Source organism: Bacillus sp. URHA0034, assembly GCF_056280405.1.
Genome location: NZ_JBWCDK010000002.1, coordinates 5,496,344 through 5,511,973, shown reverse-complemented (window position 1 = coordinate 5,511,973; position 15,630 = coordinate 5,496,344). Strand labels below are relative to the sequence as shown.

At 38.1% G+C, this 15,630-nt stretch carries 16 protein-coding genes; 6 read left to right on the top strand and 10 right to left on the bottom strand.

The window, feature by feature from the left end:
* Positions 1–121: 121 nt before the first annotated feature.
* Positions 122–259: a hypothetical protein gene (locus ACZ9EE_RS28740; RefSeq protein ID WP_476031973.1), complete on the bottom strand. Its 138-nt coding sequence runs from the start codon at positions 257–259 to the stop codon at positions 122–124.
* Between the two features lie 128 nt (positions 260–387).
* On the opposite strand from ACZ9EE_RS28740, the gene ACZ9EE_RS28735 reads away from it, so the two are divergent.
* Positions 388–870, top strand: a complete 483-nt coding sequence (locus ACZ9EE_RS28735) for a DUF2798 domain-containing protein (RefSeq protein ID WP_476031972.1) — start codon at positions 388–390, stop codon at positions 868–870.
* Positions 871–941: 71 nt separating this feature from the next.
* Here ACZ9EE_RS28735 and ACZ9EE_RS28730 read toward each other — a convergent pair whose 3' ends face one another.
* Positions 942–2,336, bottom strand: coding sequence for an MATE family efflux transporter (locus ACZ9EE_RS28730; protein ID WP_476031971.1), 1,395 nt, complete (start codon positions 2,334–2,336; stop codon positions 942–944).
* A 422-nt stretch (positions 2,337–2,758) separates the two neighbouring features.
* On the opposite strand from ACZ9EE_RS28730, the gene ACZ9EE_RS28725 reads away from it, so the two are divergent.
* Positions 2,759–3,229, top strand: coding sequence for a divergent PAP2 family protein (locus ACZ9EE_RS28725; protein ID WP_476031970.1), 471 nt, complete (start codon positions 2,759–2,761; stop codon positions 3,227–3,229).
* Positions 3,230–3,332: 103 nt separating this feature from the next.
* Here the strand turns inward: ACZ9EE_RS28725 and ACZ9EE_RS28720 are convergent, their stop codons facing one another.
* A complete protein-coding gene (locus tag ACZ9EE_RS28720; protein ID WP_476031969.1) occupies positions 3,333–3,473 on the bottom strand; it encodes a hypothetical protein in 141 nt (46 codons plus the stop codon).
* 446 nt (positions 3,474–3,919) lie between these two features.
* On the opposite strand from ACZ9EE_RS28720, the gene ACZ9EE_RS28715 reads away from it, so the two are divergent.
* Both ACZ9EE_RS28715 and hemG read left to right on the top strand, forming a co-directional pair.
* Complete coding sequence (locus ACZ9EE_RS28715; RefSeq protein WP_476031968.1) at positions 3,920–4,381, top strand: YfmQ family protein; 462 nt, start codon at positions 3,920–3,922, stop codon at positions 4,379–4,381.
* A gap of 144 nt (positions 4,382–4,525) precedes the next feature.
* Positions 4,526–5,908: a protoporphyrinogen oxidase gene (hemG, locus tag ACZ9EE_RS28710; RefSeq protein ID WP_476031967.1), complete on the top strand. Its 1,383-nt coding sequence runs from the start codon at positions 4,526–4,528 to the stop codon at positions 5,906–5,908.
* A gap of 36 nt (positions 5,909–5,944) precedes the next feature.
* Here the strand turns inward: hemG and pdxR are convergent, their stop codons facing one another.
* The 4 genes from pdxR to ACZ9EE_RS28690 form a co-directional block, all read right to left on the bottom strand.
* The gene (pdxR, locus tag ACZ9EE_RS28705; protein ID WP_476031966.1) at positions 5,945–7,381 is read right to left on the bottom strand and encodes a MocR-like pyridoxine biosynthesis transcription factor PdxR; all 1,437 of its coding nucleotides are present in this window, start codon (positions 7,379–7,381) and stop codon (positions 5,945–5,947) included.
* 172 nt (positions 7,382–7,553) lie between these two features.
* Positions 7,554–8,297 carry a hypothetical protein gene (locus ACZ9EE_RS28700; protein WP_476031965.1) on the bottom strand — a complete coding sequence of 248 codons (744 nt, stop codon included), beginning with the start codon at positions 8,295–8,297 and terminating at the stop codon, positions 7,554–7,556.
* 195 nt (positions 8,298–8,492) lie between these two features.
* Complete coding sequence (gene purU / locus ACZ9EE_RS28695) at positions 8,493–9,392, bottom strand: formyltetrahydrofolate deformylase (RefSeq protein ID WP_476031964.1); 900 nt, start codon at positions 9,390–9,392, stop codon at positions 8,493–8,495.
* Between the two features lie 135 nt (positions 9,393–9,527).
* Positions 9,528–10,592 carry an NAD(P)H-dependent flavin oxidoreductase gene (locus ACZ9EE_RS28690; protein WP_476031963.1) on the bottom strand — a complete coding sequence of 355 codons (1,065 nt, stop codon included), beginning with the start codon at positions 10,590–10,592 and terminating at the stop codon, positions 9,528–9,530.
* A gap of 192 nt (positions 10,593–10,784) precedes the next feature.
* Here ACZ9EE_RS28690 and ACZ9EE_RS28685 point away from each other — a divergent pair, with 192 nt between their 5' ends.
* Positions 10,785–11,279, top strand: coding sequence for a hypothetical protein (locus ACZ9EE_RS28685; protein WP_476031962.1), 495 nt, complete (start codon positions 10,785–10,787; stop codon positions 11,277–11,279).
* 280 nt (positions 11,280–11,559) lie between these two features.
* Positions 11,560–11,880: a winged helix-turn-helix transcriptional regulator gene (locus ACZ9EE_RS28680; protein ID WP_476033138.1), complete on the top strand. Its 321-nt coding sequence runs from the start codon at positions 11,560–11,562 to the stop codon at positions 11,878–11,880.
* Positions 11,881–12,021: 141 nt separating this feature from the next.
* Here the strand turns inward: ACZ9EE_RS28680 and fsa are convergent, their stop codons facing one another.
* Genes fsa through tkt form a run of 3 tightly spaced genes read right to left on the bottom strand, consistent with a single transcriptional unit; the run spans position 12,022 to position 15,628 of the window.
* The gene (gene fsa, locus ACZ9EE_RS28675; RefSeq protein WP_476031961.1) at positions 12,022–12,684 is read right to left on the bottom strand and encodes a fructose-6-phosphate aldolase; all 663 of its coding nucleotides are present in this window, start codon (positions 12,682–12,684) and stop codon (positions 12,022–12,024) included.
* Positions 12,685–12,715: 31 nt separating this feature from the next.
* Positions 12,716–13,615 (bottom strand): phosphogluconate dehydrogenase (NAD(+)-dependent, decarboxylating), encoded by a 900-nt coding sequence (gene gnd, locus ACZ9EE_RS28670; protein ID WP_476031960.1) that lies wholly within the window; start codon positions 13,613–13,615, stop codon positions 12,716–12,718.
* Between the two features lie 18 nt (positions 13,616–13,633).
* Positions 13,634–15,628 carry a transketolase gene (gene tkt, locus ACZ9EE_RS28665; RefSeq protein WP_476031959.1) on the bottom strand — a complete coding sequence of 665 codons (1,995 nt, stop codon included), beginning with the start codon at positions 15,626–15,628 and terminating at the stop codon, positions 13,634–13,636.
* Between the last annotated feature and the right edge of the window lie 2 nt (positions 15,629–15,630).

Genomic DNA, 15,630 nt, shown 5'->3' with positions numbered 1-15,630 from the left:
TCTTAATTATTACACAATCTTAAAATATATCAATATTATATTTTTCTCGTAACGTACGGTTGTCTTTACCCAAAAAAAGGGTAGAATCCAAACCGGATTCTACCCCCACTCTATGTATCTCTTAATTAATGGAATTTGTTTTCTTATTAGAAATTGATGCCTTGGTTGAAGCCTGATTTAAAAGGTTACTAGCAGGCATCAATCCAAGAACAACCGCTATCACGATAGCAACAATCGATCCTACGATCTTTGAGTCCATATTTTCTTAGGTAGTTGGTAATAGAACAGTATTTAGTTTTTCTAAACAATGTTCACAAAACGTTCACTTATAAAGAGGTTACTACTATCGCTATAATACAAAAGATAAAAGGAAGGGAAGATTGAGAAATGCCTACAACTAAGAAAGAAAGTATTTTATTTGGAACAATGATGTGTTTTGGAATGGTTCTAATTATGTCGGTTTATAATTTATTTCTAAATGGATTGATTGATGAACTGTCGGTAGGAAAAATGTTGATCGAAGGGATTATTGGATTCATGATTGCATTGCTTTTGGATTTATTTCTTGTTGGTCCAACAGCAAAGAAAGTGGCATTTATGCTTCCTTTTGACAAATCAAAAAAAGTCTATGTCATTTTAGCGATATCTTTTTGTATGGTAATAGGAATGGTACTGTTTATGTCTTTATACGGACTCGGAACCTCCTTGCTTACTAACGGAGTACCGACAGGATCCATGATTACAAGCTACTTCTCCATCGCCATTAAGAACTTTATAGTCGCTTTTCCTCTGCAACTATTAATTATGGGACCAATTGTTCGTTTTTTATTTATTAAGATTGTTAAAGGGAAAAATTCCATGAATGCATAGTGTCAAAGAATAAAGCTGCCTTTGGGCAGCTTTATTCTTTGACACTATTAACTATAATTCTGATTGAATCGTCACACCAGCTTATGTGCATACCACTTCTTTCCTTTAAACCGCCAAACAAAGATCAATGTCCGCATCCCCCATTCGATATTCATCGCTACCCAAACTCCGATAATCCCGAATCCAAACGTAATTCCCAATAGATATCCCAGGATTACCCGCAATAGCCACATCGAGAGCAGGGAGGCAATGGATGTAAAGCTGGAATCCCCTGCTGCCCTTAAAGCCGATGGCATAATGAAGCTTGCTGGCCATAACAAAGGATGACCCACCGCAGAAATTAAAATCATCATAAAAACCGTTGGGATAATTTCATCCGGCGGACTGAACAGTTTAATTAATAACGGAAACAATGGGATCAACACGGCGTCGGCCACCACAAATAGAATCGTGCCCAGTCCAATTAAGGAAATAATAAATTTCCTTGCATCCTCGATGTTCCTTCTCCCGATACATTGTCCCACTACTGTTACAATCGCAATGCTTAATGAATTGGGTCCAATTTGAAATAGCAGGGCAATCGAATTTCCAATCGCATAAGAGGTCAAGGCAAGGGTTCCTAATTGAACAATAAAGGTTTGTGTCAACAGCTTCCCGCCATTGAAAAATAATTGTTCCGCCGCGAATGGAAGTCCAATAAACATAACTTTCTTTAAAATAGCAGCATCGATATGCACGGCATTCTTCAACTTAAATCGGATTGTATCATTGTATTTAATAATATAGATTAATGAAGCAACCACACCTAGTAATCTTGCAAAAATGGTGGAAATGACAAGCCCTTCCACCCCCATATCAAAAATGGTAATTAGTAAAACATTGAGAATGGTGTTGGTTAAATTCATTAATAAGGATAAATTCAAGCATGGTTTGGTCTCACCGACACCTCTTAATGCGCCCGTTACGGCTTGAAATATCGCGATGAGCGGATAAGAAAGACAACTTCCTATTAAATAAATTCTGGCGTTTTGAAACACTTCTGCTTCCGCCTTACCGAATAACAAGTTTAAAGTTGGCGTATGAAAAGTGATAACCAGTGCACTAAGCACTACAGAAAATAAGGTAACCGCTGATATCGCTTGTGTAGCAGTTTTGGACACCATCTCTGAATTCCCGTTGCCTTTATATTGGGCCACCATGACCGTACCACCCGTTGCGACCGCGATAAAGACGTTAACCAAGAAAATGTTCAATGAGTCTACCATACTGACTGCACTAACGGCAGCAACCCCGGCGGAACTGACCATGGCGGTGTTTAATAGACTCATAATGATCAAGAAAGCCTGATCTACAAAAATGGGCGTAATAATCGCAAATAATTTCTTATAATCAATGGATTCACCAGTAAAATACTTATCTAACAAAAAGACGGTTCTAGGTTTAATCTTCACTGCGAGTTTATTCATACCGCTACACTTCTTTTCAATTTATTATGTATTCAATAATAATCATCAAATTAATATGGACTATTATAGCACGATTTTTGGAAGATAAAAGGGATTTTTTTCTTAAAATCTTAACCTACTGAGACCGCTAAAAAAAGTCAAGCTACGTTCCTACCCCAGAGTATGGTACACAGCACTTTAACTATATGAAAGGATTCAGCAAATTATTATTTGAATTAGCTGAATCCTCCAATTGATAAAAACGATACTAAGCTTACGTTTTATTTTGTGGATTATTTTTGTGAATCTTACCATTTTTTATTTAAAATAGTCTATATTAATTAAATGAAGGGTAAATAAATATAACTGGGATATCAGCCTCTACTCTTAAGGGAGTTTGAGAGGTGATGATAAATTTTATTGAAGGATAAGGAGGATTATTTATGTTTTTATCCTGTCCCATTTTGGCTGCCCTTTTGGGGATGCTGATTGCGCAATTTGTAAAAATCCCGATACATTTTATCTCAACAAGGGAACTAAAATGGAATTTGATGTTTAGCACGGGCGGAATGCCTAGTTCGCATACCTCGACCATTATCTCCTTAACAACGGTGATTGGATTGATGTCTGGATTCAAATCAAATGAATTTGCCATTTGTGTTGTCGTTTCCGCGATTGTCATGCATGATGCGACTGGCGTTCGCAGACATGCCGGCTATCATGCGGAAATCTTAAATGCTTTATTGATTGATTTTAATTCATTAATTGAAACATTAAAAAACCCGAAAATAAAAAAACCCGAGTCTCGTGAAAAACTAAAAGAATTATTAGGCCACCAGCCCATTGAAGTGTTTGGTGGGGCAATCACTGGTATCATTATTGGTTTGGCTACATATTATCTTTATCCGTTCTAACCTAAACCATCCACCCAAAGAAAAAGGGTGGATGGTTTTTGCGCATGCAACCTCTTTAAAATCTCTATCATACATAACCTTTTTTATAATTTTATCGTTTCAGCTATTGATGGAGTATTTTAGCAACCAAATGGATAATACCACGAATCATCCACCATAAGATTTGTCCTATAACTTCAGCAACATCAAATAAATCTAAAAGCCAATCCCATTTTCTCTTTTTTCGTTTCTTTTTAACTTTCATGAATGCTCTCCTTAAGAACTTCATTCATCCCTATATTAAGACTTAAAACTATTTTACCTCATATCGTGTCAAAATTCTGTTCTCTCTATAACAAAAAAGCTATAAAAATTGGATGGTCAAATTTACTGTAAATTGGATGGTTCATTTTCTAACCAGGTAAGCTATTATTAAATCTATGAGCATAATTAAATTTTTATTAGTTTGCGAGGTGTATTATGAATATAATGTTCGGTTTAGTTACATTGATTTTAATAATTGCAGTAGTCGCTACGCTATGGTTAACTGGGAGGTCTGACGAAAATTACAGTAGTTCAGCAAAAAGAAATACCATAAATTTGACCTTAATTTATGTCATCATTATTTTTCTCGCGATAATTTCCCTGGGGATCTACATTTGGTTAACCTAATTAATTAATATGGTATGATGATAAACGGAGATGATCTATATGACATGGACTATTATTTCAATAATCCTTATTAGTTTGGTTAAAATATTAATTACCTGTCTTCCAACCGGTCCTGTGAATTGGTTAATTAGGAAATTTGAAACACACGCAAAACTCAGTGAAGAGAATGTCACCTTAACGATAGACGGAAAAACGCTGGAAGACGAAAACAAAACGAAAGTAATTAATGATTTTAACGAAGCAATATTTTTAAAGAAACACTATATTTTTCCAGGAACAGAGGAATTATTTTTAAATCCCGACAACAGTGAACCTCCACTCGTCATTGATACAAAAAGAGGCAAAAAAGAGGTCAAGTTATTTTTGTACCGATATAACGATCGCATTGATGTAGTCAAACAGGAAAAGAAGAAAATAATCGCCTATAGTCTTCTTTCTGATAACCTTCAGAAATTTTCCTATTATAAAGAAAGACCAAAAATGCACTATGGCTCAGTTTAGTAAACTGAGCCTTTTGTTATACCTAATTTTTTAATAATCTTGTGCCTTACTAGTCTTTTTCTCTGATTGCCGATATGATTTTAACTTCCATGGTATGGTACACTAGTAGATACAAAGTATGAGCTAACATAAGAGGTGGCAAGAGTGAAAACAATTGTAGTAATCGGTGGCGGAATTACAGGATTAGCTGCCATGTATGAATTACAAAAATGGAAGAAATCCACTAGAAATGATATAAGGCTGGTTTTAGCAGAAGCGGAAGATGAGCTTGGCGGGAAAATCAAAACCAAAAAACAAAGTGGATATTGCATGGAAACAGGAGCAGACTCCATTGTGGCACGTAAAATGGAGACAATGACTCTGATCGAAGAACTTGGTTTAGAAAAAGAAGTGGTCTATAATGCGACAGGCCGTTCCTATATTTATACGGATGAAAAATTGAAGCTTATACCGGAGGATGCTGTTTTTGGCATTCCTGCAAGTATTGAATCGCTGGCTAACAGCACACTCATTTCTGCAGAAGGAAAAGTGGCGGCACTTAAAGATTTTTATATTAAAAATGAAACATTTACTAAGAACGATTCGATTGGTTCCTTTCTTGAGTATTTTCTTGGTACCGAATTGGTTGAAAAACAAATATCCCCTGTCCTTTCAGGTGTATATTCAGGTAATCTCAGTGACTTGACACTCACATCTACCCTTCCGTATTTGATTGATTACAAGGAACAATATGGCAGCATCATCAAAGGTCTTGAAGCTAATAAACAGAAATTTAAGGGTGGGGAAAGAAAATTTCTTTCTTTTCAAAATGGCTTAGGTTCACTGATTGACGCGTTTGAAAAACAACTTGATGAAGTTGAGATTCTAAAAAAGACGAAAATCAATAAAATTGAAAAAGAAAACTCGCTTTATCGAGTATATCTTAACAATCAGGAAATGATCGCCGCCGATTATGTGGTACTAAGTATTCCAAATACAGCTGCTGAAGACTTAATTGATGATCCGGAATTAAAATCCAGGTATTCAAATTTCAAAAACAGTTCACTTATTAGTGTGTATGTTGGCTTTGATGTGCCTGACAGCGTTCTTCCTGCCGATGGAACAGGTTTTATCACCGCAAATTCAGATGAATTGTCATGCAACGCCTGTACTTGGACAAGCCGGAAATGGGAACATACTTCAACATCCGGCAATCTGCTTGTCAGACTCTTTTATAAAAGCAGCCATCCTTCATTTACTTCTTTAGAAAAAATGGATAATAAAGAGCTCCTTGAAATTGCGCTTAATGATATTCATAAAAGTCTAAAGATTAACGCCGAGCCCGTTGCAAGTATTGTCACGAAATGGTCTGATCAGATGCCCAACTATTTGATTACCCATCCTAAGAGTGTCGAGACGCTTGAAAGCAAAATGGCAGCCGACTACCCTGGAGTTATCATTGCCGGTTGTTCCTATTATGGAGTAGGGATCCCAGATTGCATCCAAAACGGATTCGATTCTGCTAAGAAGATTATTCAGATGTTTTAATTTAAAAAGGATAGCTCGTGGACAGCTATCCTTTTTCTAGTTTAAAATTTCGTTTAGTGCGTCTGCAAACCTTTTGATTCCTTCATGGATATTCTCTTCATTTTCCCTAGAATAAGTAAACCGGACACATCCTTTTATAGACCCCATCGTCGAACCCGGCACAAAAATAACTCCCTTTTTAATCGACTCTTCTAGCAATTGAATTTCATTCAGTTCTTTTTTTATCTTGCACCATATATGAATGCCGCCATTAGGGATCGTAAATTCAACTTCTTCTTTTAAAAAGGACTGCAGGCTGGCAACAATTTGATCTCTCCTGCTTTCTAATTTTTCAGCTAGCTTTTTAATATGAGCTGTAAAATCCCTTGAGTCTAAAAAGTCATTGGCAACCCATTGGCTGTAGCTGGCGTGACCAAAATCTACTTGCTGCTTCGCATCGGATAATCTCTCGATTACTGCTCTGGGTCCGATAATCCAGCCAATCCGTAATCCGGAAGCTACGATTTTTGTAAGCGAGCTAATATATAATACATTGCCATTTCGATCCAATGATTTAAGAGTCTTCATCTGCTCTCCGCTAAATGAGGTTAAACTGTACGGGTCATCTTCTACAATAGGAATTCCAAACTCAGATGATATTTCAAGCACCCTTTTCCGCTTGTCTAAATCCAATAAAGTACCAGTCGGATTTTGGAAAATAGGGCTCAAAAAAATCATTTTAATTCTATGTTTTTTATATAAAGCAGTGATTTCCTCTGGGTCTATTCCGTCCTTTTCCACTTTTAAAAAATACGTTTTGATTCCTGCTGATTTAAAAACTGGCAGATTATAATGGTAGGAAGGATCTTCAATCACTACTGCATCCCCAGGTTTTAACAAGCATTGAACGACGAGATGCAAAGCTTGCTGCGCCCCTGATGTAACTAAAATCGAAGAAGGATTCGTTTCGATCCCACGAAACTGTTTAACATGGTTAGTTAGTGTTTGCCGGAGAATGGCATTCCCCTGTGGATGATCGTATCCAAGTGATCCAATAAAAGACCGATTAGATGTAATTTCCCTAAGTGAATTCATTGGAAATAGATCCTGAGACAATTCCCCGCTGGCTAAATTGATGAGTTTGTGCTCTGCCATTTCTTTATGTATTCTTTGTGTTACAGGCAGGTTAGGCAAGAATGAACCGGCCTCAATATACCTGTTCCAACTTGGAATCCGTTTCTTGGTAATTCCCCAGATATCTTTACTGATGGTTGTTCCGCTTCCCCTGCTTCGATTAATCAGCCCATTTGATTCTAACTCGTCATAGGCCGCAATAACCGTACTTCTGTTTATTCCCACCTCTTTCGCCAAGCCCCTTTCCGAGGGCAAAGGCTTATCAGCTGGAAAAGTTCCGTCAGCAATTCCATTCTCAATATAGACAGCAAGTTGTTTATAAATGGGTGTCTTTGATTTTTTATCAGGTGTCCAATCCATATGTCAGATCCTTCGGTAAATATTCATTTATCTTTCTGTTAATCTATAGTATCCATCTTATTATGGATTAACTTACGTTTACAATGAAAAAGCTTTGCTCCTTTCCTTCGTGTTGTTTAATACATACTATTAAAAAAGCAGATTCAGAAAGTTTGAACCTGCTTTTAAGAAATTATTCCGCTTTTGGACCTTTAAAGAAGTGCATCATTCGTTCTTTATGTGGAAAAAGATCTAACTCCTTTGCCTTATCTGCATGTTTTGTCATAATTTCCGTAAAGAGCTCGTCAGCTGATTTATTTTTTGTGTCTATTCCTAACTTCTCAGCTGCTTGAAAGATCTTTTTATCGCGTACTTCATGGGCTATTTGATGAAAACCCTTATTGGCCGTTGAAATGCCTAATTCTTTAGCTTCTTTATTAATTTGAGTTTTACGAACTTCTCGGGCTATATCACGGAGGTCCTTCCCATCTGTCGGAATTCCCAGCTCTTTCGCCTCTTTTTTTATTTGGGTTTCATGAATTTCTCGCGCAACATCACGAAGGTCTTTTCCTTCTGTTGAAATCCCCAACTTTTTGGCCTCATTTTTAATGGTCGTCTCAAAGACCTCTTTCGCTAGTGAATCAATCTGTTTCCCTTTCGTACTGATTCCGAGTTCCTCAGCTCTCTTTTTAATCATAGCTTCTTTAACTTCTTTGGCGATGGTCTCTGTATCTTTGCCATCCGTTTTAATCCCCAGTGATTCAGCCTGCTTTATAATAAAGTCTGGATTATGTCTGAAGTGACCATGACCATGGCCATGGACCTCTTCGGATTGATTTTGTTCACTTGGCTGTGTGGCTGCAAACACCTGAATTGGTCCCAAAAGTCCAATCATTAAAGGAATAGCAAAAAAATAATTCATCAGCATCTTTCTCATCTTGTAACTTCCTCCTAAAAAATGGTTTTAAGTTTTTACAGATGGTAGGATGCCCATGAATTATTACCAAATTATGAACAAATTGTTAAATTAATATCATAACCAAATAAAAAAACCCCCTAAGCTGGATCGTTAAGCCCAACTCAAGGGGGTCATTTCAAATCAGTAAATCCTGATGAACAGCTTTTTTGTTTATTAGAAAACGATCGTCTTATTCTGATGAACGATAATTCGGTCCTCAACATGCCATTTTACAGCTCGAGCCAACACACTTCGTTCAATTCTCCGGCCAATCTTTTTAAGGCTATCAACATTGTCATGGTGCCCCACACGGCTAATATCCTGTTCGATAATCGGTCCTTCATCAAGGTCATTCGTTACATAATGGGAAGTCGCACCGATTAATTTTACCCCGCGGTCAAATGCACGTTCATACGGTCTAGCTCCCACAAAGGCAGGTAAAAACGAATGGTGAATATTTATAATTGTATTGGGATTTTCTTTAATAAAATTAGGCGTTAAAATCTGCATATAGCGGGCCAGTACGACGAAATCAATTTCATATTCTTTTAAAAGCTTAAGCTGTTCAGCCTCTGCTTGTTGACGAATATCCTTATTCGCTGGAATATAATGAAATGGGATATTAAACCCTTCAACAACCTCTCGCGCATTTTCATGGTTACTTATGACTAGGGCAATTTCAGCTATTAAATCCCCACTTTGCCATTCCCATAATAATTCAAGTAAGCAATGAAGTTCCTTAGATACAAAAATCGCGGCCTTTTTAATATTGTAGGCATGCGTAAATTTCCATTCCATTGAGAAATGCTCAGCAATTTCAGCGAACTGTTTTTCCATTTCCTGAGCTTTTTCTTTAAGTCCTGGGCACTCAAACTCAATTCGAATAAAAAAGATGCCCCCTTCTGGATTGGTAGAATACTGACTAGATTCGATAATATTGGCGTTATGGGAAAATAAAAATTTCGAAATCGCAGAAACAATCCCTGGTTGGTCCGGGCAGCTTACTAAAAGCCGTCCACGATTCTTATTTTGAGCTTGAAATAGTTCAATTTGATTTTTAATAAATGCATTCATGTTATAAACCTCTCTATCTTGTTTGAAACATTATACCTGAAAAAAAGTTAATAGTTAATAATTATTTGAAAATTCTTTACTAAAATAACGTCGCGAAAAAATAGGGACTTCCCTCAAGTTTCCTGGTCGGTTTGTCTAAAGAAGTCTTTCCGCACCAGCAACCAAATCTCTAATCAGCTGCTCAGCTGAAATCTCATTTCGTAATAACCTTGTCCCCTGCCCCGCCCATAATGACATATATTCCGAATTATTTTGAAAAGCAGCTTCCCTTCGAATGTCATTCGTCAGAGTATTTTGCGTTGGAAAGTCCGCGGGGGCAATCTTCGCCTTCTGGTACTCTTCGATAAAAGCATTCTTAATCCCTCTTGCGGGACGACCTGAAAAAACTTTCGTAATCACCGTACTTTCTTCCGTACTATTGAGAAGTGCCTGTTTATAGACCGGATGCGCTCCCGACTCGGATGTCGTTAAGAAAGCTGTTCCCATCTGCACTCCTTGTGCCCCTAACGCTAATGAGGCAACCAGGCCGCGGCTATCCATGATCCCCCCGGCAGCCACCACTGGCACGGATACTGCATCAACTACCTGTGGAACAAGCGAGAAGGTTCCGATAGCGGCACCAAGCGTGTTTTGCTCAATTTCAAATGTTCCCCGATGGCCGCCGGCATCACTTCCTTGTGCAATTAGGATATCAGCTCCCTCTTTTTCTGCCAAAAGCGCCTCCCGAACCGTCGTCACCATCGTCGTTACCGTCATTCCTCGTTCTTTTACTGCAGCCATTTTCTCACGGGGAAGGACCCCGAAAGCCGTAGAAACGACGGGTACTTTTTCTTTCAATAGTACATCAAATTGCTCTTCAAAAAAGTTATTTGTTACAACCCTTTTTTCCATTTCCTTCATACCTAACTTTACCCGAATCGAATTTAGTACTTTTTGAGACTCATCCACTCCAGTATATTGATCTTGCCATTCTGTACAAAACAAGTTTACAGCAAATGGCTTAGAGGTTTGCTCCTTAATCCTCCTTATAGCGATTCTTATTTCTTCTGGTTTCAGATAGGCTGCACCCAAGGTCCCTAATCCGCCGGCGTTTGAGACACTAGCTACAAGATCTACTGTCGTAGGGCCTCCAGCCATGCCTGCTAGAATAATTGGATAGTCAATTCCAAGTATTTCGCATAGTTTCGTGTTTAGATTCATAGTGTTCTTCCTTCCCTTCATCTTTTGATTGTTACATTCCTTTTCCCCTGGTTATTTAGAATGATTATCATGTTGAAAACAGTCTATTTGATTTATTTGCACTGCTGCTATATAATACTAGTATACACAGGTTACTTTTTGTTCCCTTGTTCCTTTTTGTATAAAACTATTATTAGAAAAGAGGTAATTATTGTGAACTTAATAGATTCTAAAGTGATCCAAACCGAATTAGAAAAAGAAATATTTATTGATCAAAGTTCAAACATCGAACTTACAAATTTTCGTTATCCTGATAAAAATTTCCCGTTTTATGAAGTGATGATTAGCATCGGTATGCTGCGGATTAGAAATAATGAATATTATGGAACAAAAAAAGAGCTATTTGGCCTTAGAATGTCAGAAGATCAACAATCTATCTTTATCTTTGAGACTGATAAACAAAATATTTTCGCCTTAAAGAACGAAAAGGAAAGACAAGCGGCCAGCGAATTAATTGAATATATTTTAACAAATTCAACCCATTTTAACGAATTAGTATCGACCACGATCGATCAGCTTAAACAGGCAAACGTGATTTCTACAAGCGAAATAAAAGAGACAAAAGGAAAGCTAGAATTATTAGAAAGATTATTAACAATCCATTCTGAAGATATCACATTTCCTAGTCAAAAAAGAATTACAGCTTGAGTTCTTTTAAATAATGAGAGAAATGCTTTGGGGAAAAGCTTCCATTTAAGAAAGGCTTTTCCCTATTTTTCTATTCATATTCGAATCAAGCTTCTTTTATTTCCGCTGCCTTTCCTCATCGTATCCTTCTAATTTTGTCGAAATGATTACAAATTCATTAAACAGAGGTTTTTCTTAAAAAAATTTAATAATTTAGCTTTTTAAGAAATTAATATATGGTTACAATAAGTATATAAGAGACAAATTATATCTAAATTATAAATAGAAAGTGCGTGATGTGATGGAAGAGGAGGCAAACCTTTGCCCAGAGGTTGAACGATCTTTTGGGCTAATAGGGAAAAGATGGACAGGATTAATTATATATGTATTACTTAGCGGCCCGAAGCGTTTTAGCGAAATAAATGCCCTGATTCCTGACTTAAGTAAACGAGTTCTCACGGAGAGGATGAAAGAATTAGAAGAGCATGGAATCGTCCTTCGCCATGTTTTGCCTGACCGTCCGGTAAGAATTGAATATTTATTAACACAAAAAGGGACCGAACTAGGAAAAATATTAGGACCTATTAGTCAGTGGGCAAATTGCTGGATGAAAGATAAATAACAGATTTTTTTGTCCGTTAAAGAAAGATTTTATTTTATAGAACAAACGACCATCCTTATCAGTATAGATATGGATGGTCGTTTTATTTTTATTTAGAAATGCGGTTTAGAACAACTAAATCACATCTGCTTATTGTCCGTATTAAATGGAATTTTTCCAATCGGCAGCAAACTTTTCAATTCCTTGATCTGTTAGTGGGTGTTTAGATATTTGCTCAATAACTTTAAACGGAATCGTAGCAATATGTGCACCTGCGAGTGCTACGCGAGTTACGTGGTCAGGATGACGAACGGATGCAGCAATGATTTGTGAATCTAATTTTTGAACACGGAATAACTCAGCAATCTTTGCAACAAGTTGTACACCGTCTTCGCTAATATCATCTAAGCGGCCCAAGAATGGGGAAACATAGGTTGCCCCAGCACGTGCTGCTAATAAAGCTTGGTTAACCGTAAAGATAAGGGTAACGTTTGTTTTTACACCTTTTTTAGTTAGGTAACGGCATGCTTCTAATCCATCCAGCGTCATTGGAAGTTTAATGGTGATATTTTTATCCCCGCCATTAATTTTGATTAACTCGTCGGCTTCCGCAATCATTTGATCCGCTGTTAAAGCGTTTGGCGTTACTTCTGCAGATACAGACTCAACTTCTGGAACCGCATTTAAAATTTCTGCAATACGATCTTCAAATTTAACTCCTTCTTTTGCAACCAAGGAAGGATTGGTCGTAACACCAGATAAAACCCCGATTTTGTAAGCCTTTTTGATTTCGTCTAAATTAGCAGTATCAATAAAAAATTTCATGATGTTTCTTCCTCCTATTATTTAATCTATTCTATTGTCTCGCTTTTTCGACTGCATGTCCACCAAATTCATTCCTTAAGGCGGCAACTACTTTTCCTGTAAAGGTGTCATTCTCTAAGGAACGATAACGCATCATCAACGACAAAGCGATAACAGGTGTAGCGGTTTGAAGATCGAGGGCTGTTTCAACCGTCCATTTTCCTTCACCTGAGGAATGCATAATCCCTTTAATTTCATCCAAATTCGGATATTTTGAAAAGGCATTTTCAGTTAATTCCATTAGCCAAGAACGGATGACAGAACCGTTATTCCAAACTCTGGCTACTTTTTCATAGTCATAATTGAAATCACTTTTCTCAAGGACTTCAAAACCTTCACCAATCGCAGCCATCATCGCGTATTCAATTCCATTATGGACCATCTTTAAGAAATGGCCGCTGCCGGCTTTGCCTGCATATAAATAACCATTTTCCACAGCTGTATCTCTAAAAATAGGTTCGACAATATCCCAAGCCTCAGGGTCTCCGCCAACCATATAGCAGGCACCATGGCGGGCACCTTCCATACCGCCGGAAGTACCAGCATCCATAAAATGAATTCCAAGTTCCTTCAATTCGTTATATCGTTGAATCGATTCTTTATAATGAGAATTTCCCGCTTCAATCACGATATCCCCTTCGTTTAAAAACGGATGAATTTCTCCAATCACGGAATCCACGACGGCATGTGGAACCATAATCCACACAATTCTTGGCTGCTCAAGGGATTGAACAAGGTCTTTTAAGCTTGAAACGCCTGACGCACCGAATTTTTTCATTTCTTCGACAGCACTCGAATTGACATCGAATGCAACCAGTTCATGATTGTGTTCCAATAAATTTTGTCCTAGATTAAAACCCATTTTTCCTAAACCAATTAATCCTAGTTTCATAATCCATTACCCCATTTTTTACTTATTTAAAACATTTTTCGTGATGTGAACGACATTTTCAGTCGTAAATCCAAAATGTTTCATGACGGCTGTACCCTCTCCAGAAGCACCGAACGACTCAATTGATAGTACTTCTCCTTCAAAACCAACATAGCGTTCCCAACCTAACCGGATGCCCATTTCGATTGCCACCCGTTTGGTTACAGAAGAAGGAAGCACAGTCTCTTTATATTCAGCTGATTGCTTGTTAAACAATTCCCAGCTTGGCATTGCGACAATCCGAACAGAGGTATTTTCTTTTTCCAGTTCGGTTTTTGCATTGACTGCCAATGAGACTTCAGATCCTGTTGCAATTAAGATCACATCTGGATTTGCATTAGTTTCTGTTAAAACATAAGCCCCTTTAGATACATTTTCTAAATTCGCTTTCGTTTCACTAAATATTGGTAAGTTTTGGCGGCTTAGAATTAAAGCCACTGGCCCTTCTGTTTGTTGAAGCGCATAGGTCCAAGCACTAGCTGTTTCATTAGCGTCTGTTGGTCTAATAACCGTTAAACCTGGGATGGCGCGAAGTGCAGCCAACTGTTCCACTGGCTCATGTGTTGGTCCATCTTCCCCTACTGCGATCGAATCATGTGTAAACACATACGTAACTGGAAGCTTGGATAAGGCAGCCAAACGAATAGACGGACGCAAATAATCATTGAAAACAAAGAACGTGCTGACAAATGGCTTTAACCCACCATGATAAGCCATCCCATTTGCCGCTGCACCCATGGCATGCTCACGAACACCAAAATAAACATTGCGGGCACCATACGATTCGACGGCAAATATTTGCTCCCCTTTTATCTCAGTCATAGTTGAGTGAGATAGGTCGGCACTGCCACCGAAAATAGCTGGTACCGTTTTTACAAAATGATTAATCGCTTCCCCACTCGCTACACGTGTTGATACAGCTTTGGCGGTGTCAAACGTTAAAATATCGTTCACATCGATGAGAACTTTTCCAGAAATCGCATTAGTTAACTCGACGGCTAAGTCTGGATTCGCTTTTTGATATGAATCGAATAATTGATTCCAGGTTTGTTCCGTATCCATTCCTTTACGCTTTAATTGTTCAAAATGGGCTCTTACTTCATCTGGAACATAGAAATCCTCTTCATAAAGCCAGTTATAGGCTTGTTTGGTTACTTTCCCTTCATCAACTCCAAGCGGTGCACCATGGGCCTTATTGGTACCTGCTACCTTGGGACTTCCAAAACCAATAATAGTTCTGATTTCAATTAAACTTGGCTGATCTGTATTTTCTTTCGCCGCTTGGATCGCTTTTGTAATCGCCTCAATATCGTTGCCATCTTCTACTCTTAGATAGTGCCAGTGGGCAGATTCCGCTCTTTTCTTGACATCTTCAGAAAAGGAAACATTTAATTCACCATCAAGGGAAATATCATTAGAATCATATAGCACAACCAGTTTCCCAAGTTTCATATGCCCAGCCATTGACATTGCTTCATAAGAAACACCTTCCATAAGATCGCCGTCACCAACTAATGCATAGGTGTAATGGTCAATCAGTGGAAATCCTTCTTTATTAAACTTAGCAGCTAAATGGGCTTCCGCCATCGCCATCCCAACTGAATTGGCAATCCCTTGTCCTAATGGACCAGTTGTCGCCTCAACTCCAGGGGTATGTCCGAATTCAGGATGTCCCGGGGTTTTGCTATTTAATTTTCGGAAGCCTTTTAAATCATCCATCGAAACTTGATAGCCGAATACATGTAGCAAGCTGTATAATAAGCTCGAACCATGTCCTGCAGATAAAACGAATCGATCACGGTTAAACCAGTTCGGATTTTCCGGATTGTGATTTAGATGGTTCGCCCATAACGCATAGGCCATCGGTGCTGCCCCCATCGGGAGACCTGGATGACCAGAGTTTGCTGCATTAACCGCATCGATAGATAAAGTACGAATGGTTGTAACTGCTAAGTTTTCAATGTTTTGTGCCAAGT

Bases quoted from the DNA above. Each gene is read 5' to 3' on its own strand.
- ACZ9EE_RS28725 (WP_476031970.1), top strand. From the start codon at position 2,759: ATGTTTTTATCCTGTCCCATTTTGGCTGCCCTTTTGGGGATGCTGATT.
- ACZ9EE_RS28715 (WP_476031968.1), top strand. From the start codon at position 3,920: ATGACATGGACTATTATTTCAATAATCCTTATTAGTTTGGTTAAAATA.
- fsa (WP_476031961.1), bottom strand. From the start codon at position 12,684: ATGAAATTTTTTATTGATACTGCTAATTTAGACGAAATCAAAAAGGCT.
- ACZ9EE_RS28735 (WP_476031972.1), top strand. From the start codon at position 388: ATGCCTACAACTAAGAAAGAAAGTATTTTATTTGGAACAATGATGTGT.
- pdxR (WP_476031966.1), bottom strand. From the start codon at position 7,381: ATGGATTGGACACCTGATAAAAAATCAAAGACACCCATTTATAAACAA.
- ACZ9EE_RS28740 (WP_476031973.1), bottom strand. From the start codon at position 259: ATGGACTCAAAGATCGTAGGATCGATTGTTGCTATCGTGATAGCGGTT.
- purU (WP_476031964.1), bottom strand. From the start codon at position 9,392: ATGAATGCATTTATTAAAAATCAAATTGAACTATTTCAAGCTCAAAAT.
- ACZ9EE_RS28680 (WP_476033138.1), top strand. From the start codon at position 11,560: ATGGAAGAGGAGGCAAACCTTTGCCCAGAGGTTGAACGATCTTTTGGG.
- gnd (WP_476031960.1), bottom strand. From the start codon at position 13,615: ATGAAACTAGGATTAATTGGTTTAGGAAAAATGGGTTTTAATCTAGGA.
- ACZ9EE_RS28700 (WP_476031965.1), bottom strand. From the start codon at position 8,297: ATGAGAAAGATGCTGATGAATTATTTTTTTGCTATTCCTTTAATGATT.
- ACZ9EE_RS28730 (WP_476031971.1), bottom strand. From the start codon at position 2,336: ATGAATAAACTCGCAGTGAAGATTAAACCTAGAACCGTCTTTTTGTTA.
- ACZ9EE_RS28720 (WP_476031969.1), bottom strand. From the start codon at position 3,473: ATGAAAGTTAAAAAGAAACGAAAAAAGAGAAAATGGGATTGGCTTTTA.
- ACZ9EE_RS28690 (WP_476031963.1), bottom strand. From the start codon at position 10,592: ATGAATCTAAACACGAAACTATGCGAAATACTTGGAATTGACTATCCA.